Source organism: Thermococcus sp. LS1, assembly GCF_012027395.1.
Lineage (GTDB): Archaea > Methanobacteriota_B > Thermococci > Thermococcales > Thermococcaceae > Thermococcus.
Map to the genome: position 1 here is coordinate 493217 of NZ_SNUJ01000002.1, position 24469 is coordinate 517685.

Below are 24469 nucleotides of genomic sequence, written 5' to 3' on the forward strand. Positions count from 1 at the left end.
ACTAGAAATTCAGAGCAGCCTCCCCATGAACTCCTCCCACAGCCTTCTGAAGTCCTCGTGCTTCTCCCCGCTCGGCTCGAAAACCCTCTCTACCCTGGGCTCCTTCCACGCGCTCAGGACATCCCTTCCCTCTGCAACCGCGCGTGCTATCATGAAGGTTCCCTGCGCGGAGCCGTTGAGCTCCTCCGGCCGTACGATCCTTTTCCCGCTGAAGTCGGCTATCAGCTGCAGGAGCGGGTCGATCTGCGAAGCGCCCCCGTCGGAGGTCAGGGAGCCAATCTCAACCCGGGTTCCCGATTCCATGGCGGCTATGACCTCCGCGACCCTCATCGCTATCCCCGCTATGAGCGCCTTGATGACGTCGTCCCTTCCAACGCTGAACGACAGGTTGAGGAGCGCTCCCCTGAAGTCAGGCCTCAGATAGGGCGTCGAGAGGCCGGCGAAGGCGGGTATGAAAAGCACCCTTGGAAGGGTAGGGTCTTTAAACGCACCGCTGATCTCGGAGTAGTCCTCGACGAGCCCCACTTTCAGCAGCCAGTCAATAGCCGAGCCCGAGGCGTTTATTATCCCCTCAAGGAGGTAGAGCGTCTTTTTCCTGGTTTTAAGGGCGACCATCGGGTAGAGGCCTGGCGACGCGGGTTTGGGCTTCTCTCCAACGTTCAGATCGACGAAGGTCCCTGTTCCGTGGGTCATCTTCGCGCTCCCCGGCTCAACGCCCGCACGGTAAAGGGCCGCCTGCTGATCTGCCACCATCGTGAGGAGGGGCACACCGTAGTCCGTTTCCCCCACAGGGAGGTCGTTCGGCTGGAGCCCGGGAAGGATTTTCTTAGGAATCCCAACAATGCCCATGATGTTGTCGCTCCACTTGAGGTAGAATGGGTCAAAGAGGCCTGTCGCGGATGCGTTCGTGTAGTCCGTCACGTGCTTCCCCGTCAGGTTCCACGCTATCCAGCTGTCTATCGTGCCGAACTTCGCTTCACCGCGTTCCAGGGCTCTCCGAACCTCGGGGACGTTGTCCATTAGCCAGCGTAGGTGCATCGAGGAGTGGGAAGTGCCGAAGCCCACGTGGGCCAGGGTGATTATATAGGCTCCCTTTGGTAGGCTGGCTATTCCGGGAACGAGGCGGGAGAGTCCGTAGAAGACCTTTCCGAGAGCCCTACCAAAGCGAACAAGGAAATCGCGGGAAAAGGCCTCCACGATATTTTTGGTCCTCGTGTCCTGCCAGGTTATCATGTTGTGGAGGGCGCCCTCGTCGTCCCACACGACGGTGGAGCTCCGCTGGTTGGTGATGCCCATTCCTTTTGGCATCCCAAGGGAAGAAGTAACCTCGTCTATGAGCCGCCTAACCGTTTCAATGAGCTCTTCGGGGTCGAGTTCGGCCCAGCCAGGCTCCGGATAAACGGGCCGTGTTCTCATGCTCTTCTCCAGGAGCTTCTCCCCCTCCTCGGAAAAAGCGTAGGCCTTGACGTTCGTCGTCCCAACGTCGAGGATGAGGTAGTAATTCATTCAACCGCCTCCATGTCCCTCTCCGCTATCACATCAACACCGGTTCCAGCAACATCCTTCATGATAACCTGACCGCGCCTGACCGGGGCCTCCACAACGAGCCCTTTGAGAGCATCTATAACGTCCCGAATCCTGTCCTTGGGCACGGGTTCTGCCGTTCTCACCGGAAGGCGCGGATAGCGGGCGTTGAGTATCCTCACGGTCGTCGTGACAATGCGCCTCGGGTTCTGCACTTCCTCCTCCCCAAATCTCTTGCCCTCAAGGCAGGCAAAGCCAACGACATGAACCGCGTTCCTCTCGACCGTGATCCTCAGCCTGCACCCCTTGGGGCACCGAATGCAGAGAACCTCATACTCCGGCGACATCGATGTACACCTCTTCCGCTCCGTCGATAGCTTCCCGAGGGATCTCAATCCGCTCAAGCGTCGACGGCCTCACATACTGCCGGAACTCCTTCTTCAGAATCTCTCCATTCCCGTCCCTAACGATTATCCACGCGCGACCTTCGACGGCAGGCCTGAGGAAAGCAACCACCGGCCTCTCGTCCTCCCATTCCAGCCGGTGGGGCGTCAGCGTCCGGACGTTGCTCCCGGGCTTGAAAGGTACTGGGTCATCAAGCCGTCCCTCGCCCGCCAGGTACTTCTCAACGCCGTCTGCCGCGATGTAAGCGCTCTCAACGGCGTCGTCAACGTAGTCAAATATCTGGACGAGGTTGCCGGCGGCAAAGACCCCCCGCACGGTCGTCTCGAAGAACTCGTTCACGACCGGCCCTCTGGTTCTCGGGTCTATCTCGGCCCCAATTGCCCTCATCTTCTTGGCATAGGGTACGAGGCCAACGGAGAATATCACCGTGTCGCAGGGGTAGAACTCTTCAGTGCCGGGTATGGGCCTCCAGTTCTCGTCGACCTTCACGAGGATTACTCCCTCGACCCTCTCCTTCCCCACTATCTCCTTCACCACCGTCCTCGGCCTGAAAGGTATGTTGAAGTCGAGGATGCACTGCTGGACGTTCCTCGGGAGGCCAACGAAGAACTCCTCCGGAAAGACGACCATTATAGACTCAACCCCTTCTAGGTAAAGATGCCTGGCAACGATCATGCCAACGTCCCCGCCGCCGACCATGAGGACCTTCTTCCCGGGCAGAATTCCGTAGAGGTTCACGAGCCGCTGCACCATTCCGGCCGTGTAAACGCCCGCCGGCCTCGTCCCACCGACCTTTATCTCGAAGGGGTGCCTTTCCCTGCAGCCTATGGCGTACACTATCGAGCGGGCCTTTATGCGCTCGACACCTCGCGGGCTCACCGTCACAAGCTCCTTGACGTCTCCCCCGGCGTTTACGGATTTGACGTACGTGTTCAGGTGCACCTCAAGGCCAAGTTTGCTAACCTCATCCATAAAGTGGCCCGCAAACTCCGGTCCGGAGAGGGCCTTTCCGAATATTTTGGTCCCGAAGCCGTCGTGGATGCACTGGTCGAGGATACCACCGAGTTCTTCCTTTCGTTCGATGAGCGCAACATCGTAGCCCTTACCGGCGAGCTTAACCGCCGCGGCCATCCCGCTCGGCCCTCCACCGATCACAACGACATCCTTCACGGCCCCTCACCCCTAACGGTGCCGTTGAAGAGCCTCCCACCGTTCTCCTTGACGACCTGGGAAATCGGAACTCCCAGCTCCCTTGATAGTATCTCCGCCGCTTTCAGCGTGCAGTAACCGCCTTGGCATGTTCCCATCCCGAGCCTCGTGCGTCTCCTGATGGCGTCAAGGGTTCTCGCGCCCCGGCGTATCGCCTCCACTATTTCAGCCTCCGATACCATCTCGCAGGTGCACACGATGTTGCCCCAGCGGGGGTCTTCCTTTATCCTCCTATCGAGTTCCTCAAGGCTCATCTCGCTCGCACGAGGAATCGGTTCCCTGTACGGGTTGAAGTCGGGCTTCAGCTCCAGAGTGAGCCCCATCGAGCGCAACTGCTCGACGGCGTACTCCGCTATCGCAGGTGCTGACGCGAGCCCAGGAGACTGTATCCCAGCGACGTGGAGGAGGTTCTTCACCCACTTGGCAGGCCTTATTATGAAGTCCTCCGTGAAGGTCGGCGCCCTGACCCCGGCAAAGTAGCGGATTATCCTGTGCTTCGGAAAGTCCGGGTATATGTCCTTGTAGCGCTCGAGTATCTCTTCGATCTCCTCGGGATGGACTGACGTGTCGGTTTTATCCGGCACCTCGACCGCGGTCGGCCCCCAGAGGATGTTTCCGTGAACGGTGGGGTTTATGCCACCACCCTTGGTATGGGCCGGCGCAGGAAACCTGAGCTCGGTGACGCAGTGGTTCACCCATCCCTCAAGCTCTTTGTCGAAGAGAAGGATCACACCCTTCCTCGGGTGTATGGTATACTCCCTCGAGCCGGCAAGCTCGGCTATCTCATCAGCGAAAACGCCGGCGGCGTTCACGACGTACCTCGCCAGAAAAGTCCCCCTGTTCGTAACGACGCCCTTAATGGTCTCCCCTTCCTTGATGAAGCCCACCACTTCTGTCTCGAGGTGTATTTCAACACCGTTGGCAATCGCGTTTTCCGCCAGGGCGACGACAAGGTCATAGGGGTCAAGTATTCCCGTTGACGGCACGTAAACCGCAGCCCAGGCTTCCCTCGTGGCCTTAGGTTCCAGTTTCCATATCCCCTCGCCTCTGATTATGCGTATTCCCTTAACGCCGTTCAGCATGCCCTTGAGCTTCACGATGTACGGGAGGATGTAGGCCGAGACGAATTTGTAGAACGGGCCCGGCAGGTATCTCCTGTACTTCTGGAGTGTCCGTGGGGTTATCAGCCAGAGGCTTCCGACGCGCTTGAACTTGACCCCCAAATCCCTGGCAAGCTCATCATACATCGCGTTTCCCCTGACGTTGAGTTTGGCCTTCAGCGTGCCGTGCTTCGCAGCCACGCCAGGGTGTATCATCCCGTTGTTCGCCTTTGATGCCCCCACAGAAACGTCGGTGGCCTTTTCGAGGAGGGCGACCTTCAGCCGGTACTTTGAGAGCTCCCTCGCTATCGCCGTTCCGGTAACACCGCCCCCGATTATGACAACGTCGTACTCGCCGATAATTCTATCCTTGTTTTCCTCGTAGAGCTTCCTCCTCCGCTCTTTCTTACGCCTGAGCTCCTCCTCGGGGTAGTCCTTCCATTTTATCATGTTCACCACGCCCTCAACGCCCTTGATGCTCCCTACTGCAAGTCCGATCTTGACCCATTCCTCGTAAGCTTCCACTTCCCCGTCGAGGAAGACCACGCCGTCCCTGATCTCGAAGGTGATTCTGTACGGAAACCTTCCAAGGGCCTTCCGAACCTTTGATTCGAGGCTCATTCTTCCATCCTCTCCAGCAGGAACTCGACTATATCGATAACCTCCAGACCATCCCCGTTGAGTGCCAGTTCACAGCTCGGGCAGGCCGTCACGACTCTGGCTGCGCCGTCCCTGAGCTGCTCCCTCCTCTCCGCGGCAATTTCCTCGGCAAGCTCCGGCTTCAGCCTTGAGACGGCACTCCCACCGTGACCGCAGCAGAAGAGCTCTCTGCGCGGCTCTCTGATTTCAAGCCCTTCCACATTCTCCAGCAGGCTCTTGAGGAGCCCTCTCCGCCCGAGATGCACCGCGAGCTTGCAGGGGTTGTGGTAGGTCACGGCTTCAGCTGCCTTCAGCTTCAGACCGCCGATGACCTCACCAAGGAGCTCCGTTATGTGCAGAACCTGAGGTTTGAGCTTTATCCCGTATTTGGGGTAGAGGACGCGGAAGGTGTAGGCACAAGAGGGGCACGAGGTGACTATCAGCTCCGCACCCGCGGCGTTGAGCCTCTCCGCGGTTCTCTTGGCGACCTTCTTAAACAGCTCCGTATTGCCAAGGTTGTACGCCGGGAGGCCGCAGCAGGTCTCGCTTATGGTGAAGGCTTCATAGCCGAGCTTCTCGAGGAGAGTCAGGGTCTTTTCGGCCAGTTCCGGCCTCTCGTTCCTCACGGTGCATCCCCTGAAGTAGAGGACTTTCCCCGAACCGTCCGCACCCGAATCAGTGTTCCCGTAGACGTCCCCTGACGTTTCGAGGTTTTCAAAAACTTCCCTGAACTCTTCGAACACCACACCCATATTCACGGCCTCTTCCTTCACCGGCCGGATGAGATCGGCGACCGAGAACTCAAACGGACAGTAGGGGGTGCACAGGTCGCAGCCGAGGCAGGTGTACAGGGGCTCCAGGTTGTCGAGGTTCAGTTCAATCCGTTCCTCGCGTATCATGAGCGCGATCCGCGCCTTCCCTGCAGGGGAGGTCGTTTCGCGCCCTTCAACTATCGAAACTGGACAGGCATGGCGACACATGTTGGAACAGAGGGCGCACTTGGTCAGGTCATCCGCTGAGAGCTTTCCCTGAACGACCTTGAAGATCATCCTTCCGCCTGTAAGAAGGTTCGAGAAGCCGATTTCGTCCTTGAGCCAGTCCCACTTCCCGGGCATTCACATCACCATATTGCCGGGGTTCATAACATCCTTCTCATCTATCGCGAGCTTAATCTTCCTCAGCACCTCGTAGGCATCTCCCAGCTCCTCCGCGAGCCATCTGCGCCTGTGACGGCCTATTCCGTGGTGGTGGCTTATCGTGCCTCCACTATCGAGCGTGGCCCTCATTGCGGCATCCCAGACCGCGTTGTAGAACTCCTCCGCGCTTCTGCCCTTCGGGGGAACGCCTGCAAAGGTGAAGTAGAAGCAGACTCCCTGGTCGTAAAAGTGCGAAGCGTGGGCAGAAGCCATCAGCGTGCCCTTGACAGACTTCATGGCCCTGATGACGTTCTCATAAAGTTCCGCAGCCCTGCTCCAGTTTACCGCGACCTCTATCGTGTCTATGACTACTCCGATCGGCGCGAACTCGGATATCTCCTTCACGTTGAACCGCGTCTTGAGCCAGTGCCTCACTGGTTCCTCCCCAGCAGGCACTCCCCTGAACTCCCTCTCGACGATTTCCTTCTCGGCCCTTGCCAGCCTAGAGTCCCCCTCGACTATGATGACCGTCCCTATCTTTCCGTACAGCTCTTCGAATTTGTAGAAGTGCCTCTTCGTTTCGACGCGGTCGTATATCCTCACCACTGCCGGCCTCGCACCGCGGTGAAGTATCCGCCTGACGGAGTCCAGGGCCTCCTCAAGGCTCTCCGATGCAAAGGAGAGCAAAAAGCGCTCCTCAGGGTAGGGACGGACTTTGAGCCATACCCTAGTCATGATGCCGAATATTCCCTCGCTCCCAACGAAGAGCTTCCGCAGGTCTGGACCCGTTGCCGTCCTTGGGTGTGGTTTGAGCTCGATGAGCTTCCCAGGCGGAATTACCGCCCTTAGGCCAAGCACCATATCCTCGATGCCGCCGTATCTGGTCGAGAACTGGCCTATAGCCTTGGTGGCAACCCAGCCGCCCACCGTTGAGGGGTAGAGCGACTGTGGAAAGTGGCCGAGTGTGTAGCCCCTTCTGTTGAGGTACTCCTCGATGTAATAGCCGTTGACTCCAGCACCGGCCTCGACCATAAGGTCATCTTCGTAAAGTCTCAGGTCCCTAAGACGCTTCAGGTCAACCACTATGCCCCCGTACTCAGGCACTGTTGCCCCTAAAACTCCAGAGCCGCCGCCGTAGGGGTAGAGAGGAACGCCCTTTTCGTGAGCCACCCTAACTGCGTTCACAACGTCTTCCTCGCTCTCCGGAAAGATCACCGCGTCTGGGAGTGCTGGCACTTCACCCTTCAGAAGCCAGTGGAAGGTTATGAGCCAGTAGTCGTGGCTGTACGAGAAAAGGTCGGCGGGCTTCGTTGAGACTTTGTCTTTAAGGAGCCTTTTGAGTTCAACAAGGGCTTCATCAATGTTGCCCCGTTTGGGGCGTTTAAGAACTTCATCAAACGTCAGCGTCAATATTTCACCCCGAATGTACATACTTTATACACAAATAAAAGTATTTTGCAGGGCATTCGACACATCTTAAAACGCACCGGAGGGAATAGTTTGAATAAAGTCCACAAACAATACAAAAAGGTAAAACTCAACGCCTCATAACCTTCCACACCAGCACCGGGAAGACGAGCGTCGCATCGGCCCATATCTCGACGTAATCAGCTTTTGCCCTTATCTTGCCCCAGCTCACTCCTTCGCTCGGCGGCGCGCCGCTAAGCGAGCCGTCCCAGGGGATGGCAGTGGTGATGTATATCGCGTAGTCCGTTCCTCCTCTGAAGAGGTTGGCGTTTATTATTGCATGCTTCGGCAGAGAACCTCCAAGGATTATCGAGGCCGTCTCCTTCGCCGTGACAGCCAGGTTGTTGAGCCTCACGATGTCGTTGGCTACGTCTATGATAAGCTCCCTGTCTCCGCGCTCCTCCTTGAAGAAGTAGAGCATGTCCCCTATTGAGCCGTCGGTTATAGCAGGGCAGAATATCGGGACGTTCCGCTTGTAGGCCCAGTAGATTATCGAACGCTCCTTCTCCTTCCCGAGCTTTTCGTCCATGAAGCGGCCCATCTCGTAGATGAACTCGCTCGCCGTCAGCGGCTTCCCGCGCTCCTTTTCCATCTCAAGAACCCGTTCAAAGAAGGGTATCATGTACTTCTCGAATTCAATGTACCTGTCGTTGGGCACGAAGATGTTGCCTATTCTGTTTATGCCCTTCTCTCTCATCTCCGCGTCGTTGACGTACCAGTCGCCCAGAATGAATGGCTTTAGGGCCTTTATGAAGTCCTCCTCAACGCCGCCAGCCGTTGTTACGATGACGTCCACCTTGCCCTCCTTGACTAGCCATGCTATCAGCTCTCTGAGGCCAGAAGAGACTATGTTGGAAGTGTAGCCGAGGAAGACCCTGACCGCTTCGCCGCTGGCGCGCTTTTCCTCCACCTTTTTCCATATTTCGATGGCCCTTCCAAGGTGCGTTGCTTGGAAGCCTATGCGGTGATAGTAATCGATGACCTCTTCAAGGCTCCTCACTTCATCCAGCCACGGCCCCTTGATGGGCGTTCCCTCAATCTCTTCCGATTCCTTGAGGACTATATCTTTTGGCTCGGTCATGATAGTGGGTTCAGGGGAGGGCGTATAAACTTTGCTCAGCACTTACCGCTGAGGACCTCCGCTATGAGCCTGCCGGTCATAGCAACGGGAAAGACCCTGCGCGGTGCCTTCCTCAGGAGCCACTCCTCTATCCTCTCAGCGACGGCTCTTCCCTCTCTTATGGCGGTGCCTATGTTCCTTGGAGTTATGACGTCACCGGCGAAGAATATTCCCGCCTCCTCCAGCACCTTTTCGCTGGCGCAGACGATTTCCTTTATTGGACTCGTGGGCAACTGGCCGATGGCATAGGCAACGACGTCTGCGTCTATGACAAAGTGCTCGTCCGTCGTCACGACGTTTCCCCCGACTATCTTTGTTTTAGCGAATTCAACGCCCTCCACTTTCTCTTCCCCTAGTATCCTGGCGGGAGTCGCGTGCTCTACGAACTCGACGCCCTCTGCGATGAGCTTTCTTATCTCGGCCTTAGCGTAGCTGTGCTCGAGAGAGCGGCGGTAGACCATGGTTATTTTTTCCGCACCCAGAAGACGACCCTCCATGGCGACATCAACTGCTGTGTAGCCGGCTCCGATCACTACGAGATGCTTCCCCTTAAGGTCAGGGATTCTTTCCCAGGAGTAATAGCCTATGCGGGCCATCTTTATGCTGTGGAGCAGGCTGAGGGCATCGTAAACTCCGGGAAGCTCAACACCGGGAACCTTCAGCTTTCTCGGCTTCCAAGCACCGGTCGCTATTATGAGAGCATCGAACTCGCTCAAAAGCTTCTCAATCGAAACGAAGTGCTCGGCCCACTCGTCGCCGAGCTCCTTTGGGGAATCATAGACCACCTTCGTTCTGAAGTGGAAGTGGACGCCCAGCCGCTCAAGAGCCTCGACGCCCTCTCTGACAGCCCTTATTGGAATTCTTGCCTCGGGAATGCCAAAGGCCACCATTCCACCGCCCTCAGGCATCTTGTCATAGACGTGAACTTCATAACCCCTGCACGCCAGATAACCCGCGGCGGCCAGGCCTGCAGGTCCCGCTCCGATAATCCCTATTTTAAAAGGCTTAGCTTCTTCTCTCTCCCCGCAGATGTAGAACCTCACACAATCACCCCCAAAATTTTTAAAGAAGTCTGTCTAAAACCGAAGGTTTTGCACCTTAAGTTGTTTTCTCTCGAAACACCGACGATGAGACGAATTAGGTTACCCTAATTCGGGTAATCTTTGTCAGAATGACAGCCAACGTTTATTAATCCCCGGGTGAAGAAACGATCATGAGCGTGGAGATAGACCTCAAGGGCCTGGGTGTGATAGTCACGGCTTCATCACGCGGAATAGGGTTCAACGTGGCGCGGGAACTGTTGAAGAGGAACGCGAGAGTCGTTATAAGCTCACGGAGCGAGGAGAACCTGAAGAAAGCCCTCGACGAGCTCTCCCCCTTCGGAGAAGTCTACGCAGTTAAGACTAACCTCTGCGACCAGCGGAGCCTAGAGAACCTCGTCAAGGAGTCCCGGGAGCTTTTGGGTGGAATTGATGCCCTCGTCTGGAATGCCGGAAACGTCCGCTGCGAGCCGTGCCTCCTCCACGAGGCGGGCTATGATGACTGGGTTGAGGCCGCGAAGCTCCACGCAGTTGCCCCAGGCTACCTGACGACCCTCCTCGTCCAGACGTGGCTTGAAGGGAAAAGGAAGGGAGTCCTAGTTTACCTCAACTCTGTCTCGATAAAGGAGCCAATGCCGCCGCTGGTTCTGGCGGACGTTACGAGGGCCGGCCTGGTTCAGCTGGCGAAGAGCGTTTCAAGAACCTACGGAAAGCACGGAATAAGGGCCTACAGCGTTCTGCTCGGCAGCTTTGATACGCCTGGCGCACGGGAGAACCTCAAGGCCGTTGCCGAGTCGAGGGGCGAGACCTTTGAGGAGACCTGGGAGCGGGAAGTGCTGGGCAGAACACCCCTCCACAGAACCGGCAGATGGGACGAGTTAGGTTCGCTGGTGGCTTTTCTCCTGAGCGATGAGGCAGAGTACATGCTCGGCTCGACGGTGGTCATAGACGGCGCGATGACGAGGGGGATAAGCCTTTAAACGGCTTTTTCCTTCTTCTCCCCATGAAGGAGGACTACTTCACCGAGGACTTTATATTGGAGATGAGGGAGCGGTACTTCAGGCAGAGAAAGTGGGAGAAGATACGGCCCTTCAAGAGGGTCGCCGTTCTCGCGATAGACCTTCAGCGCCACTTCCTGAGCGAGGAAAGTAAAGCCTATCTCCCTTCGACCAGACGCTTCGTTCCGAGGCTGGTAGGGTTCTATGGAGAAGCTTCGAGGCTCGGAGTCCCGATAATCTTCACGCGCCACTACCACGAAAAAGACATAATGGCCCACTGGTGGGGCGACGAGATGAAAAGGGACGACCCGATGAACGAGCTCCTCGGGGAGTTCAGGCCCTTTGCCGAAACCGTAATCGAGAAGAGCACCTACAATGCCTTCTACGGAACCGAACTTGAAGGCATTCTAAGAAAACTCCACGTGGAGACCATAATCGTCACCGGCGTCATGACCCACCTCTGCTGCGAGACGACCGCCCGGGAGGCCTTCGTGAGGGGCTTTAAGGTGGTATTTCCCGTTGACGGAACACTGACCCAGAACAGGTTCTTCCACGAGGCGACGCTTAGAAACCTTTCCCACGGCTTCGCGGTTACGCCGCTTCTCTCGGAGGTGTTAGAATGGCTCTCGTCGGAATAATCGGGGCTGGAATCGGCGGCATAGCGACGGCCGTCCAGCTCAAGCGCTACGGCATTGAAAGCGTAATCTTCGAGCGCGACCGAATCGGGGGGCTGATAAGGAACGCCTACTCCGTGGAGAACACCATGTTCTTTCCCGACGGAATCAAAGGCGAGAGGGTCGTCGAAATTCTTGAGGAGTACGTAAAAAAATACGACCTGAAAATCCTCTACGAGGAAGTCAAGGCCGTGAGAAAGACCGGCGAGCTGTTTGAGGTCGAAACGGACAAAGGAACTTACCGCTTCAAATACCTCGTGGTCGCGACGGGGACGAGACCGAGAAAGCTTCCCTTCGAGGGGATAGTCTACCACGTCGCTGAAGTTCCAAAGAAGCACTATGGGCGGGTTCTCATCATCGGCGGCGGCGATGTGGCCTTTGACTACGCCATGACCCTGAGCGAGATGAGCGATGAGGTAATAATTCTCATGAGGAGCGAGCCCAAAGCATTACCTTATCTCCAGAAGCTCGTCTCCGAGAGGCCGAACATAACAACTCTCCGGGGACAGCTCCGGAAAATCGAGCGGAGAGAAAAGCTTTTAGCCAAGACCAGCGCTGGCGATTTTGAGGTTGATTTGGTGCTCGGCGCGATAGGCAGGGTTCCCAACGTCGAGCTCGTCGAAGGGATTGAGGACGATAACCTTCTCCTCGTCGGCGACGTGAAGAACGGGATTTACAGGCAGACCGCCCTGAGCATAGCCGACGGCATAAAGACCGCCATGATCATATGGAGGAGGGAAAGATATGGAGATACTGAGTGAGGTTGGAGACCCGAACGTTGCGGTCGTTTACATCGGGAAAACTTCGAAGGACAACATAGTGGAGTTTGTGGAGTCGGTTCCGACCTACAATCCGCAAGAAAAGTGGGTGCTCATAGTTTCATCGCTCAACGGCTGCCCCGTGGGCTGTAAGATGTGCGACGCTGGCTTCTTCTACAAGGGCAGACTTACAGTGGATGAGCTCCTCGAGCAGATTGAGTATCCGGTAAGCAAGCGCTGGAACGGGAAGCCGAAAACCAGGAAGTTCAAGGTGCAGTTCGCGCGCATGGGCGAGCCAAGCTTCAACATGGCGGTGATAGAGGCGATGCGCATTTTGGGCGAGCGCTACGAGAATTTCCACCCATCACTCTCCACCGTTGCCCCGATAGGAACCGATAAGTTCTTCGAGGCCCTCCTCGAGCTCAAGAAGGAAATGTTTCCAACCAACTTCCAGCTCCAGTTCTCGATACACTCGACCAACCCGGAGCAGAGGGACGAGATAATCCCGATAAGGAAGTGGGACTTCGAGAGGATAGCCGAGTACGGGAAGGCCTTCTACGACGAGGGCGGCAAGAAGATTACGCTCAACTTCGCCTTAGCGAGGGAGAACGAGGCCGATGCAGAGGTCATAGCCGAGTACTTCCCGAAGGAATACTTCCTCATCAAGATAACGCCGCTCAACCCGACGGTGAGCGTGCTAAAGAATAAGCTCACCAACGACGTTGACCTTGAGACGGGCCTTCCGATGAAGCACAGGAAGTTCGTGGACGATTTAAAGAGGCTCGGCTACGACGTCATTATATCGGTCGGCGACACGCGCGAGAATCTCATCGGCTCGAACTGCGGCCAGTACATCCTCCGCTTCCTCAAGGAGAGGCCAGAGCTTAGAGAAGCCTACACCTTCGCGAGGGGGTTTGACTTTAGTTTGAGCTGAAGGCCTTTCTTCTCATTTCTTCAAAATTAGGAAAAAGAAAACTCACCAATCTACCTCGTGAATCAGCTCTCCCTCCGCGAAGACGTGCGTCGGGTAGTTCTCCATGTGGAACGGATCGCCGTTCCAGACCACCAGCGAGGCCCACTTGCCCTTCTCTATGCTTCCGAGCTTGTCGTCAACGCCGAGGATTTTCGCGTTGTTGTGGGTTATGATCTTTATCGCCTCTTCCTTGCTCATGCCGAGCCTTATGAAGTGCCTGAGCTGGAGGTAGAGGTTGGCCTGGAGCGTAACTGGGTGGTCGCTCATCAGTCCAAAGAGCGGCTTGACCTCGAGCAGGTATCTGGCGTTCTTCCAGTCCTCGTGCTTCAGCTCGACCTTGTAGGGCAGAGAATCAAAGGGGCCGTAGACGAGTGGCACGCCTTCTTTCTTTATCTTCTCGAAGGTTTCCCTGCTGTGGACGTCGCAGGCGTGCTCGATGGTTATCTTAAGCCCAAACTTGCGCTTTATCATGAGCAGCGCCGCAATGTCGTCCTCTTTATGAACATGAACCCTGAGTGGAACCTCTCCTTTAAGGACAGGGATTAGTGCCTCAACCGTTGGCTCTATCTCCTCCGGTTCTTTCTTGCCCTTCTCAAGCAAAGCTATCGTCTTCTGCGTCTTTATGAGCCAGTCAAGGAGAATACCTATGGCACCCATCCTCGTGCTTGGTCTTGTTCCCTTCCAGTTCGTGGTCGAGCGCGGGTTGTAGCCGAAGGCAGCTTTGACACCGACATATTTCATGAAGGCATCCTCTATGTCTCTGCCGTAGTTCTTGATGAGAACGGCCCTTCCACCGATGATGTTCCCGCTGCCAGGCAGGACGGACGAATACAGAACGCCAAACTCAATCGAGTGCTTGAAGGCCTTGTCGTCCATGTAGATGGAGTAGAGCGCATCAACGAGTGGAAGGACTGCATCCATCTGCTCGTTGGTCTCGCCTTCCTGGTAGGGCTCGCCGTAGCGGCCCATTCCTATGTGGCTGTGGCCATCGATGAACGCAGGGGTTACAACGCCCTCTGCTATTATCTCCGCTTCCTTCGGTTTCTCCTTCGTTACCTCGATTATTTCCTTGTCAAACACGACGTAAACGTCTTTCTCAAGGTTGCCAAGACCATCGTAGAGAAGGGTGGCTTTAACGGCCTTCATGGTCGTCACCGCTTAAGAGTTCGCCCGAACGCTTAAATGCCTGTCGATGATGTAATTGCAGAATTAAACAATTATAGAATTCAAGAACTCAACAATATCCACCCTATCCGGCAAAAGCAAGATAAAAACAGAAGGGAAGGGCCTCAGAAGTAGATGCCCATCTCCTCCGCGATCTTCCTGAGCCTCTCTATTCTCTTCTCCGTTGGCGGGTGGGTGGAGAACAGGCTCGCGAGGCTCGTCCCCTTGAAGGGGTTGACTATGAACATGTGGGCCGTCGCAGGGTTGCCTTCCCTCATTGGCTTGTAGTAGACGGCCTGTTCAATCTTTAGCAGTGCACTGGCCAGAGCGTGGGGCTTCCCGCTTATCTTGGCCCCTCCCTCGTCGGCGAGGTACTCCCTCGAGCGGCTGACTGCGGCCTGGACAAGCATGGCTGCTATCGGTGCGAGAACCGCGATGAGGAGGGCCGTTATAACGTTGTCCCTGTCCCTGTCGTTGCCGAAGCCTCCGAATATTGCTATCCACCTGGCCCAGTAGGCAAGCTGGACTATCGCCCCCGCCAGAGCTGCTGCTATTGTGCCTATGAGGATATCCCTGTTCTTGATGTGAGTGAGCTCATGAGCTATAACGCCCTCAAGCTCGTCCCTGTTGAGTATCCTGAGCAATCCAGTTGTAACGGCCACCACCGCGTGCTTGGGATTCCTTCCAGTGGCGAACGCATTCGGTGTCTCGCTAGGGATTATCGCAATCCTTGGCACCGGAAGTCCAGCCCTCTCGGCAAGACTCCTGACTATCGCGTAGAGTTCCGGTGCTTCCTCTTCATCAACTATTCTAGCCCGATACCAGGCCAGCACTATCCTGTCGCTGTACCAGTAGGAGATAAAGTTCATGACGAGCGAAAACATGAACATTACGAACATTAGACTCGTTCCGCCGATGAGGTAGCCTATTGCCATCAGTAATCCCGTAAGCACGGCCATCAGCAGGCCGGTTCTGAGCCACAGTTCGAGCCCCATGGTCTCACCTCCGCTTAACCTTTACCCACAAGATTAAACTAACCAGACAATACTAAAATATTTCGGTGCCTTAAGTTCCCTTGAAGTGCACTCCTGCACTCTTCGACCTTCTGAAGAAACTCCTTCCTGCCGAGACAGTCCCCACCGCGCTTGAGCTTCACCGCCGCAATTTTGTAGTTGCCCTTTCCAAAGAACCTGCAGACTCTATCGGGCTCGTCCACAAGCCTCGCCACTGCAAGGGTCTGCCCGTTGCATTCGACGTAGTCTATTACCGTATCCTGAAAGCCCGTGAAGATGACAACGCACTTCCTGTCGGGATTGAGCTGCGTTAAGTCCTCGTCTACAGGCGGGAGCTGTTTAACGACGCAGACTTCCGGATATTTTCCAGACTTTATTGACTTCACCAGTTCTGGAGGCTCTCCGCTCTTTTCAAAGCGCTCTATTTCCTCCCTACTAACGGGGACTGGCTTCATGGAGTAGCAGAGGACTTTCTCGTCGTGATACATAAGGTACGTGCCGTCCTCAAGGAACATGAACGCTATCCTCTCCCTCGGAAGGTCAAAAATGTAGCCAGCTTTGCTTTTCTTCACGCTGTACATACAACCACCGGAAGGATTGCTTAACGCTGCTTTATAAGAACTGCTGGACAGAAAAGAGAAGTGAAAGGGGCATCACATGCCCATATCCATACCGCCCATTCCGCCCATATCGGGCATGCCACCGCCCTGGCCACCTTCGGGCTTGCTGAGCTTGGCGGCGATGACGTCGTCGATTCTGAGGATCATTATTGCCGCCTCACTGGCGCTCTTGATGGCCTGCTTCTTGACGCGGAGAGGCTCGATGATGCCCCTCTCAATCATGTCAGCAGGTCCGCCTTCGAAGATGTCTATGCCTATGTTCTTACCCTTGTTCTTGTGTTCGCTGATGACCTTGACGAGCATCTCGACGGTGTCGAGACCGGCGTTCTCAGCGAGGGTCTTCGGGATTATCTTGAGGGCCTCAGCGAAGGCCTCTATAGCAAGGGCCTCCTTGCCGCCGACCTCCTTGGCGTACTCGTCGAGCTTGATGCTGAGCTCAATCTCACCGGCACCTCCGGCCGGGAGAACGGCTCCGTCTTCCATGACGTCCTTGACGACCTTGATGGCGTCCTCAAGGGCGCGCTCAACCTCGTCGATGACGTGTTCGGTACCGCCGCGGATGAGGATGGTGACGGCCTTCGGGTTCTTGCAGCCTTCAACGAAGATCATGCTTTCGCCCGCTATCTTGCGCTCCTCAACGAGATCGGCGTGGCCGAGGTCTTCCGGAGTGAGGTCCTTGACGTTGGTAACGACCTTAGCTCCGGTGGCCTTGGCGAGCTTCTCCATGTCGCTCTTCTTGACGCGCCTGACGGCGAGGATACCGTACTTGGCAAGGTAGTGCTGGGCAAGGTCGTCAATACCCTTCTGGACGAAGAGAACGTTTGCGCCGGTGGCAGCTATCTGGTCGACCATGTCCTTGAGCATCTTCTCCTCCTGCTCGATGAACTGGAAGAGCTGGTCCGGGCTGGTGATGTTTATCTTGGCGTCGGTCTCGGTCTTCTTGACCTCAAGGGCCTCGTTGATGAGGGCTATCTTGGCTCCCTCAACCTTGGTAGGCATCCTCGGGTGGACGCGCTCCTTATCGATAACCACACCGCGGATGAGCTCGCTCTCTTCGACGCTCTCACCGGCCTTCTTCTCGATCTTGATGTTGTCGATGTCGACGACATACTTGCCGTTCTTCTTCTCGGCGACCTGCTTGACGGCATCAACGGCGAGCCTGGCGAAGAGCTCCTTGTGGCTCTCGGCGTTCTTGCCTGTGATTGATGTCATGGCTATCTTCAGAAGGGTCTCCTCGTCGTCGGGAGTGACCTTGATGGCGATGTTCTCGAGTATTTCCTGGGCCTTCTCGGCGGCCATGGTGTAACCCTTGACGATGATGCTCGGGTGAATGTTCTGGTCAAGAAGCTCCTCAGCCTTCCTGAGAAGCTCACCAGCAATCACAACAGCAGTAGTAGTACCATCACCAGCCTCCTTATCCTGAGTCTTGGCGACCTCAACCATCATCTTAGCAGCAGGGTGCTGGAGATCAATCCTGTCAAGAATGGTGGCTCCATCGTTGGTAATGACAACATCCCCAAGGCTGTCAACAAGCATTTTGTCCATACCCTTCGGACCGAGGGTGGTCCTCACGGTCTCAGCAATAATCCTCGCGGCAAGGATATTAATCCTCTGGGCGTCCCTTCCAACGTACCTCTGGGTTCCCTCGGGCAGAATAACAACCGGCTGTCCACTAAGCTGTGCCATTCGACATTCCTCCTTCTAAATCAATTTGGCAAAAACGCTTCGTCAGCACTCTATAAAAGTTTTTGGGTCGAAAATTTCAAAAAAACGACTGATTTTTGAATAAATGACAAAAAGTTGACATAGAAGTGGGGGAAAGGGCTAAAACCTTCAAAACGGATCAATTCCAGGTGTGGAACATGGAGCCGAGGGTTTATGAGGTGCCTGTTGAGAGGGTGAGGGAAGTCTTTGGACGCGTTGAGGAGTACGACCTCCTGAGCGTGGACGTTGAGAACGAGGCTTCCGTGATTGATGATATGCTTGAGTCGGACGAGGAGAAGCTCAGATACGCCCGCGAGAAGCTCGATGACGGCAACATCGATTCGGCCGTCCTCGTAGTGAGGGACGGAACTGGAACCCTCGTCGTGAAGATGGAAAACGTAATAACGATAAGGGCAACAGTCGGGAACTACGAGAGACTAATCGAGGAGTTCGGACTTAAGGAGAGGTGACCGGAGTGGAGCTCATAAAACAGGGAGCGGAGGCTAAGATATACCTAGCACACTTCGAGGAGCTCTACTTTCCGTGGGACAACGAGAAGGTCATCATCAAACACCGCATTCCAAAGAGATACCGCATAAAGGAGATAGACGAGAGGCTGAGGAAAGAGCGAACCGTCCGCGAGGCAAGAGTGCTCCACAAGGCGAAGGAGTTCGGCGTCAACTGCCCCTACGTCTACGAGGTCGACCTGAGGGACATGAAAATCGTTATGGAGTTCATCGAGGGAGAGAGATTAAAGGAGCTCCTCGAGAGCGTCCCGATGGAGGAGAGGCTGAACCTTTGCCGGGAGATTGGGAGACAGGTGGGGAAGCTCCACGAGGCAGGAATAGTGCACGGTGACCTTACAACTTCAAACATGATCCTTCGAGACGGAAAGGTTTACCTCATAGACTTCGGTCTGGCCGATTTCGACCCAACGCTTGAAGCCCAGGGCGTCGACCTGCACCTGCTCAAGAGAGCCATGGAGAGCACGCACTACACCTGGTTTGAGGAGGGCTTTGCGGCCGTTCTCGAGGGCTACGCCGATGTCAGGGGCAGAGAAAAGGCGGAAGAGCTGAAGGCCAAGATAGAGGAGATAGAAAGCAGAGGCAGGTACAGGGAGAGGAGCTGGGTTACCTAAATGCCTGAAGAATCCTCTCAAAAATCTCCCTCTCTTTTCCACGCTTCATCCTTGCGAGACGCTCGACTATGAGCTCGGGCGTGCTTCTTCCGAGCGTTCCAAACTTCGGCTGCCTGTCTACGATGAGGTTGAGGTTCTCATCCAGACCTTTGGCCTCTATGCCGTCAACCCTCGCGAAGGGCAGCTCCCTCTTCAGATCCTCGCCGAGGTGTGAAACTATGACGACGTAAAAGCCCCTCTCATAGGCGACTTTGAGGAGCTCTCCGATTATCTTGACCGCCGCCCCCGGTTCGGTTATGGCCTCGAACTCGTCTATGAGGATCAGCTTTCTGCCCTCCCCCTTCAGTGCCCTCACGAAAGACCTCAAGGCCGTCTCAAAGGCTCCGGCACCGTAAACGCTCCTCTTACGCCTGAAGAAGAACAGCTCATCGAGAGGCTCCACCCACGCTTTCTCTGCCGGAACTGGCAGCCCCATATGGGCGAGGAGCGTTATCTGTGTGATCAGCTCCAGGAGTGAAGTTTTTCCACCGCTGTTCGCACCGGTGAGGATTACTACGGGCTCGTCCTTTACCTTCTCCGCGCCGGGAAGGGCAAAGTTCTCAGGCTTTCTCCCAACGACGTAGCTCACCGGCTGGGGATTTTCGATGAATAGGTGCCTTCCGTTGATGAACGCGATTCCACCGTTCCAGAGCTCGGGGAAGGTGAAGCCCTCCGCAAACTCCTTCACTGCCCTCAAGAAGTCCAGCTCGTAAACTCTCTCCAGCTCTTCCTTAAGCCTAGCCAGAAGCGGACGGATTTTTCCAAGAACCTCGCGGCTCTTGAGGTAGAGCTCCACCTTGAGCTCCTTCTCAAGTTCCTCTCTCAGCATTTCGACTCTCTCTGGGGGAACTGTGACGGGATAGAGCTCCTCGCGGGAGAACAGCTCAACCGTGACGCCGAGCTTTTCGCTCAGCTCTTTCTCTGCCCCGTTGATGAGGTCTAAAATTTCGCCCTCTACCTCTCCGAAGTGCGAGAAAATCGCCTCGTAGTTCCCAGCTTTAAGCTCGCCCAGGAATTCAAGCAGCTCTTTCCCGCTCAAAGTCAAGCTGAACTTCTCGAGCTTTTCTGAAATCTTCTCGTTCAGCTCGCGCTCCTTGCCAGCTATCAGTTCTTCGAGCCCATCAAGGAGCCTCCTTTTTTCCATGACTTCTTCGAGTTCTTTAAGCGCCTCGAGAATTTCTTCCGCAACGCTCTTCTCTCCTGTGAGCTCACCTATACCCACGAGGGCTTGAAGCGTCTCTCTGTTCTCCCATAGAGGCATGATGTAGAGCTCAGGAGCTATATCGGAAGGTGTAAGCTTAACATCGATGCCGTAGCCAACGGTGCTGAGGACGAGGGGATAGCCTTCGGCATCCTCAAGGCTGGTCGAGACCTCACAGAGGTTTAAATTCTCCGCTTTTTCAAGCTCGCTCTCATCAACTATCAGAACCCTGTCGTGGAGGAAGTCGCGCCTGAACTTTATGGGCCGAACTTTCGAGAGATATTTCCTGAGTTCAGGCCGGATTTTCGGCAGGTTCTCTTTGAAATACGCCTGTCTGCGGAGGATTTCACCCCTCTCAGAAACCGGCCCAAACTCGTCAAGAAAAGCCGAGCTTCCAGGAAGGACTAACCGCCTCTTTATCTCCTCGAGTATCGCCCGGTAGATTGCCTTAGCCTCTGGGTTAAGCTTGAGGGTCATCGTTCAAGAAATGGGTCGAAGTCTAAAAAACCTTCCGACATTCACCGTCTCACACCAGCACAATCCATCAAGGAAACTCCCGGGAAATTTTATAAGGATGAGTTGCGCCAGTACTAACGATAACAGTAACACGGTGTCTTCAATGCTCCTCGAAAGACTCCTTAAGCCCAGCTACAGATTTAGGATATGGGAGCTGGAGTTTGATAGTAAGAAGTTCGTGGAAGGCCTGAGGCGAAAAGGCATTCACGTCGCCGAGCTGAGAGAAGACTGGGACGTCGAGCTGACGGTTGAGGCTTTTCTTGAGTCGACCTTTGGAGAACACGTCTACCTTATAAAGTTCAAGGACGGGATCAAACTGCTTGCGAGGACCACCGACCCTCTTACGAAGGAATTCAAGCTTAAAGAAAACGCATATCTAGTGAGGAACGAGGGAGCACTGAAAAAGCTCATCCTAAGCCAGACTTCAACAATGATGAAGATACTGATGGGCTTCCAACCTCTCGTTATCTGGGCGCCCCTAGTCTTCGGCCTTCAGTATTTAGACGAGAGATACCCGTTCGCAGGCTTCTTCCTCGTGCTCCTGGGCTTCTTCCTCAATGACCTGCTTAAGATCCTCGAATATGTTATCCTGGGATACTGCAGGGAATGAGAAAAGAAAGGCCTCAGCCTTCTTCCTTCACCTTTTCGACTACGTGGATGCCCTCAATTCTCGTGAACGGATACTGACCCTGCTCGTCTTTCTCGACGGCCTTAACCATGTCCCATATGGTCAGCAGCGCGAGGGTTACCCCCGTCAGGGCCTCCATCTCGACTCCGGTCTTGTAGGTCGCGCGAACCTCGCAGGTGGCCTCGATGTAGTCCTCGCCGAACTCGAAGGAGATGTCCACGCCCGTGAGCGGTATCGGGTGGCAGAGCGGAATCAGCTCGGGCGTCTTTTTGACGGCCAGAATTCCAGCAATCTGCGCCGTCGCAATAACGTTGCCCTTCTTCGTCTTCCCAGCCTTTATCAGCTCGATAGTCTCCGGTCTGAGCCGTATCCTGCCCTTCGCGACAGCCTTTCTGAAGACTTCCCTCTTATGCCCAACCTCGACCATCTTGACACCTTTTTCATCGACGTGGGTTAGTTCCTTCATTGCAACGCCCCCAAAAGTTGAAAGAAAGGCATCAGCCCTTCGCAACGCCCATCGGGCGCATCCTGGCGACGAGCTTGGCAATGCCAGCCTCGTGGACGACGTTAACAACGTTGTCAACGCTCTTGTAAGCGCCTGGGGCCTCTTCAGCGACAACCCTGAGGCTTGCCGCCCTGATATAGATGCCCTTCTGGAGGAGCTCGTTCTTGAGCCTGTCACCGCGGTACTGTCTGGTTGCCGCTTTTCTGCTGAGGAGCCTGCCGGCTCCGTGGCAGCTCGAACCGAAGGTTTCCTTCATCGAGCCTTCAGTTCCAGCAAGAACGTAGCTGGCGGTACCCATCGAGCCAGGAATGAGAACCGGCTGGCCAACGTCCCTGTAAGCCTTCGGCACATCTGGATGACCGGCAGGGAAGGCCCTGGTAGCACCCTTCCTGTGGACGACGACCTTGACCTTCCTTCCATCAACCTCGTGCTCCTCGACCTTTGCGATGTTGTGGGCAACGTCATAAACGATGGTCATCTCCATGTCCTCGGCTTTGCGCTTGAAGACCTCCTCAAAGCTCTCCCTGACCCAGTGGGTTATCATCTGCCTGTTGGCCCAGGCGAAGTTTGCTGCCGCCTTCATTGCGCTGAAGTACCTCTGGCCCTCTTCGCTCTGGAAGGGAACGCTGACAAGCTCACGGTCGGGCCACGGAACCCCGTACTTCCTGTTGGCTTTCTCCATCACGCGAAGATAGTCGCTCGCTACCTGGTGGCCGAGACCCCTGCTTCCGGTGTGAACCATCACAACGACTTGGCCCTCGAAGAGACCGTAGGCCTTCGCCACTTCCTCGTCGTAGATTTTGTCAACGACCTGGATCTCGAGGAAGTGGTTTCCCGAGCCAAGGGAACCGAGCTGTGGAGCTCCCCTCTGCTTAGCCTTCTGGCTGACGGCATTTGGATCCGCGCCCTCCATCCTGCCGCCTTCCTCAAGGTGCTCAAGGTCCCCCTTCCAGCCGTAGCCGTTGTCAACGGCCCACTTTGCTCCCTCTGCCAGAACATCGTCGAGCTGGCTCCAGTGGAGCCTCACGCGCCCCTTGCTTCCAAGACCACTCGGCACGTTCTTGAAGAGTGTGTCGACGAGCTCCTTAATCTTCGGCCTAACTTCCTTTTCAGTTAGGTTCGTGCGGATAAGACGGACACCACAGTTGTGGACGACAACGCCGTTGGCTATGAAGTTGTGGGCCTCGTGGTAAACGCCGACGTCGTAGAACCTGTCGTAGGAAGGCCTAACCCTCTCCACCTTCACGGCCCTCTCGGCGACAAAGCCGCCTTCGTAGCCCCTCTCCCTTGCGAACTCCTCGAAGGTCGGGAAGTCCTTTGAAACCCTCGGCTCCCGGTAACCCTCGTAGATACTCCTCTCGACGAAGCGCCTGTTGACAACGTCTTTAACTGCATTGTGGGCCTCTTTGAGGCTTCCTGTTCTTTCGTAAACTTCCCTTGCTTTCTCCATTGCCTTCCTGCGCTCCTCCCTAACGCGCTCCTTGAGCTTCAGGTAAGCGGCCGCTATGAGGCCCTTGGCCTTCTTTTCTGGGTCGTACTCGTAGTTTATCCTCTCGACGAAGGCTCTAACGCTCTCCTCTCCCACTATCGAGAGCCTGTAGGTAACTCCTTTCTTCGATTTTATTTCGTAGAGGGTCGTCTTTATGCCGAACTCTGCGAGGAGCTTGGCAACGTCGCCCAAAAACTCCGCGAGGTTCTCAGCAAGGTTCTCATCCTTGGACTGGGTGAGGTTTATCGGGAAAGGCGTGTTGCCCTTGAACTCCACTATGCTCCCATCGGCCGCGAAGAGCCCGGCCAGGAAGTTTCTCTTGACCCAGAGGGGGGCTTCCATTATCCACTCCGGGACGCGGTAGGCTTTCTCTGTCTTCCTGCCCCTCGGCATGCCAAGCCTCTCAAGGAGGAGCGCGAAGCTCCTTGAGGTAACCCTCAGCTCCGCGGAGACGCTCTTCCCCTCGTAGTGCCCGCTGGTCGTTTCGATGCTGTAGTCTCTCTCGCGGACGTAGAGGTTCGCGCTTATCCCGAGCCTTTCGAGGTCTTTCTTGAGCTCTTTAAGAGTCTCCTCCTTCCCGTAGAAGGCCAGGGTCAGCCTTCCAGACATCTCGCCAAGGTGGCCGTCGCCGAAGGCGAAGCCCAGTATCCTCGCTATCGTCCCTACCTTGGGATCCTCCCAGCGGAGCGGAACTAGGTTTTTCTCACGGAGGAACTTTATCACTTGGGGGTCTTCATCCTTAAAGGCATCTTCGTCGAGAATTATGCCCTCTCTCTCCTCGTACTCAACTCCCTCAAAGGGATACACTATGACCAGGTCACCTTCCTTGACGTTGCCCAGGTAGACGTAGCCTTCTGGCGTGAGAACAGGGTGGTCTTCGCTTCCCTCGATCACCCTGCCGCTCTCGGTCGTTATTCTTATCGCAATCTCGCCTTCTTCAACTTCTCTCTCCGCGACGAAGGCAACGTTTGAGGCGTCGTTGTGGCCCTCATCGAGGTTGTACACCTTCACGCCTTGGAGCTTGAACTTCTCGGGAAGCTCCTCAACCTTAAGCCAGTAGCCGTGCTCGGTCAGGACCTTTGAGCCGGGAGCAAGGCAGTTGATGTCATATCCCACGCCTCCGGGGCTTATTACGCCCTCTTTCACGTCAAAGGCCGCTACACCACCGATTGGGAACCCGTAGCCCTGGTGTCCGTCGGGCATGACTATGGAATACTTGTAGATGCCAGGGAGCATGGCAACATTTGCCGCCTGCTCAAGAGTCTTATCTCCTCTCATCTTCTCTATGAGAACATCATCGGCGTAGACCCTTCCCGGAACGCGCATCCTCTTATCGAACTTTGGTATCTCCCACCTTATCTTATCAATCTTCTTCAGCGGAATCATCCTCTCACCCCCGTTTTAGATTC

22 protein-coding genes are annotated in these 24469 nt (G+C 55.5%); 7 read left to right on the top strand and 15 right to left on the bottom strand.

Annotation, left to right across the window (positions count from 1 at the left end):
* Window positions 1-9: 9 nt before the first annotated feature.
* The 8 genes from E3E26_RS07160 to E3E26_RS07195 form a co-directional block, all read right to left on the bottom strand.
* Window positions 10-1506: an FGGY family carbohydrate kinase gene (locus E3E26_RS07160; RefSeq protein WP_167900581.1), complete on the bottom strand. Its 1497-nt coding sequence runs from the start codon at window positions 1504-1506 to the stop codon at window positions 10-12.
* A complete protein-coding gene (locus E3E26_RS07165; protein ID WP_167900582.1) occupies window positions 1503-1871 on the bottom strand; it encodes a DUF1667 domain-containing protein in 369 nt (122 codons plus the stop codon). Before E3E26_RS07165 ends, E3E26_RS07160 begins: the two co-directional genes overlap by 4 nt.
* Window positions 1855-3099, bottom strand: a complete 1245-nt coding sequence (locus E3E26_RS07170; protein WP_167900583.1) for an NAD(P)/FAD-dependent oxidoreductase — start codon at window positions 3097-3099, stop codon at window positions 1855-1857. The genes E3E26_RS07165 and E3E26_RS07170 overlap by 17 nt, the downstream gene beginning before the upstream one ends.
* A complete protein-coding gene (locus E3E26_RS07175) occupies window positions 3096-4859 on the bottom strand; it encodes an FAD-dependent oxidoreductase (RefSeq protein WP_167900584.1) in 1764 nt (587 codons plus the stop codon). Before E3E26_RS07175 ends, E3E26_RS07170 begins: the two co-directional genes overlap by 4 nt.
* Window positions 4856-5992: a (Fe-S)-binding protein gene (locus E3E26_RS07180; protein ID WP_167900585.1), complete on the bottom strand. Its 1137-nt coding sequence runs from the start codon at window positions 5990-5992 to the stop codon at window positions 4856-4858. Before E3E26_RS07180 ends, E3E26_RS07175 begins: the two co-directional genes overlap by 4 nt.
* A complete protein-coding gene (locus E3E26_RS07185) occupies window positions 5993-7423 on the bottom strand; it encodes an FAD-binding oxidoreductase (protein WP_167900586.1) in 1431 nt (476 codons plus the stop codon).
* Window positions 7424-7550: 127 nt separating this feature from the next.
* Window positions 7551-8561: a deoxyhypusine synthase gene (locus E3E26_RS07190; RefSeq protein ID WP_167900587.1), complete on the bottom strand. Its 1011-nt coding sequence runs from the start codon at window positions 8559-8561 to the stop codon at window positions 7551-7553.
* Window positions 8562-8596: 35 nt separating this feature from the next.
* Window positions 8597-9643 (bottom strand): FAD-dependent oxidoreductase, encoded by a 1047-nt coding sequence (locus E3E26_RS07195; protein WP_167900588.1) that lies wholly within the window; start codon window positions 9641-9643, stop codon window positions 8597-8599.
* Between the two features lie 170 nt (window positions 9644-9813).
* Between E3E26_RS07195 and E3E26_RS07200 the strand changes: the two genes are divergently transcribed.
* Genes E3E26_RS07200 through E3E26_RS07215 form a run of 4 tightly spaced genes read left to right on the top strand, consistent with a single transcriptional unit; the run spans window position 9814 to window position 13004 of the window.
* Complete coding sequence (locus E3E26_RS07200) at window positions 9814-10620, top strand: SDR family oxidoreductase (protein ID WP_206204357.1); 807 nt, start codon at window positions 9814-9816, stop codon at window positions 10618-10620.
* 23 nt (window positions 10621-10643) lie between these two features.
* On the top strand, window positions 10644-11276 hold the full coding sequence (locus E3E26_RS07205; protein WP_167900589.1) for an isochorismatase family protein: 633 nt from the start codon (window positions 10644-10646) through the stop codon (window positions 11274-11276).
* Window positions 11258-12073 (top strand): NAD(P)/FAD-dependent oxidoreductase, encoded by an 816-nt coding sequence (locus E3E26_RS07210; protein ID WP_167900590.1) that lies wholly within the window; start codon window positions 11258-11260, stop codon window positions 12071-12073. Before E3E26_RS07205 ends, E3E26_RS07210 begins: the two co-directional genes overlap by 19 nt.
* The gene (locus E3E26_RS07215; protein ID WP_167900591.1) at window positions 12057-13004 is read left to right on the top strand and encodes a radical SAM protein; all 948 of its coding nucleotides are present in this window, start codon (window positions 12057-12059) and stop codon (window positions 13002-13004) included. The genes E3E26_RS07210 and E3E26_RS07215 overlap by 17 nt, the downstream gene beginning before the upstream one ends.
* Window positions 13005-13046: 42 nt before the next feature.
* Here E3E26_RS07215 and E3E26_RS07220 read toward each other — a convergent pair whose 3' ends face one another.
* The 4 genes from E3E26_RS07220 to thsB form a co-directional block, all read right to left on the bottom strand.
* Complete coding sequence (locus E3E26_RS07220) at window positions 13047-14189, bottom strand: amidohydrolase (protein ID WP_167900786.1); 1143 nt, start codon at window positions 14187-14189, stop codon at window positions 13047-13049.
* A gap of 143 nt (window positions 14190-14332) precedes the next feature.
* The gene (gene htpX / locus E3E26_RS07225; protein WP_167900592.1) at window positions 14333-15202 is read right to left on the bottom strand and encodes a zinc metalloprotease HtpX; all 870 of its coding nucleotides are present in this window, start codon (window positions 15200-15202) and stop codon (window positions 14333-14335) included.
* A gap of 38 nt (window positions 15203-15240) precedes the next feature.
* The gene (locus E3E26_RS07230) at window positions 15241-15801 is read right to left on the bottom strand and encodes a hypothetical protein (protein ID WP_167900593.1); all 561 of its coding nucleotides are present in this window, start codon (window positions 15799-15801) and stop codon (window positions 15241-15243) included.
* 72 nt (window positions 15802-15873) lie between these two features.
* Window positions 15874-17526 (bottom strand): thermosome subunit beta, encoded by a 1653-nt coding sequence (thsB, locus tag E3E26_RS07235; protein WP_167900594.1) that lies wholly within the window; start codon window positions 17524-17526, stop codon window positions 15874-15876.
* A gap of 176 nt (window positions 17527-17702) precedes the next feature.
* On the opposite strand from thsB, the gene E3E26_RS07240 reads away from it, so the two are divergent.
* Complete coding sequence (locus E3E26_RS07240; RefSeq protein ID WP_167900595.1) at window positions 17703-18014, top strand: hypothetical protein; 312 nt, start codon at window positions 17703-17705, stop codon at window positions 18012-18014.
* A gap of 5 nt (window positions 18015-18019) precedes the next feature.
* Window positions 18020-18682: a Kae1-associated kinase Bud32 gene (locus tag E3E26_RS07245; protein WP_167900596.1), complete on the top strand. Its 663-nt coding sequence runs from the start codon at window positions 18020-18022 to the stop codon at window positions 18680-18682.
* Here the strand turns inward: E3E26_RS07245 and E3E26_RS07250 are convergent.
* A complete protein-coding gene (locus tag E3E26_RS07250; protein WP_167900597.1) occupies window positions 18675-20399 on the bottom strand; it encodes an endonuclease MutS2 in 1725 nt (574 codons plus the stop codon). The two genes, E3E26_RS07245 and E3E26_RS07250, sit on opposite strands and share 8 nt — an antisense overlap.
* 142 nt (window positions 20400-20541) lie before the next feature.
* On the opposite strand from E3E26_RS07250, the gene E3E26_RS07255 reads away from it, so the two are divergent.
* Complete coding sequence (locus E3E26_RS07255) at window positions 20542-21048, top strand: hypothetical protein (protein WP_167900598.1); 507 nt, start codon at window positions 20542-20544, stop codon at window positions 21046-21048.
* Window positions 21049-21061: 13 nt separating this feature from the next.
* Here the strand turns inward: E3E26_RS07255 and moaC are convergent, their stop codons facing one another.
* Window positions 21062-21532 (bottom strand): cyclic pyranopterin monophosphate synthase MoaC, encoded by a 471-nt coding sequence (gene moaC, locus E3E26_RS07260; protein WP_167730015.1) that lies wholly within the window; start codon window positions 21530-21532, stop codon window positions 21062-21064.
* Window positions 21533-21563: 31 nt separating this feature from the next.
* Complete coding sequence (locus E3E26_RS07265; RefSeq protein WP_167900599.1) at window positions 21564-24446, bottom strand: intein-containing RctB family protein; 2883 nt, start codon at window positions 24444-24446, stop codon at window positions 21564-21566.
* Window positions 24447-24469: the final 23 nt, after the last annotated feature.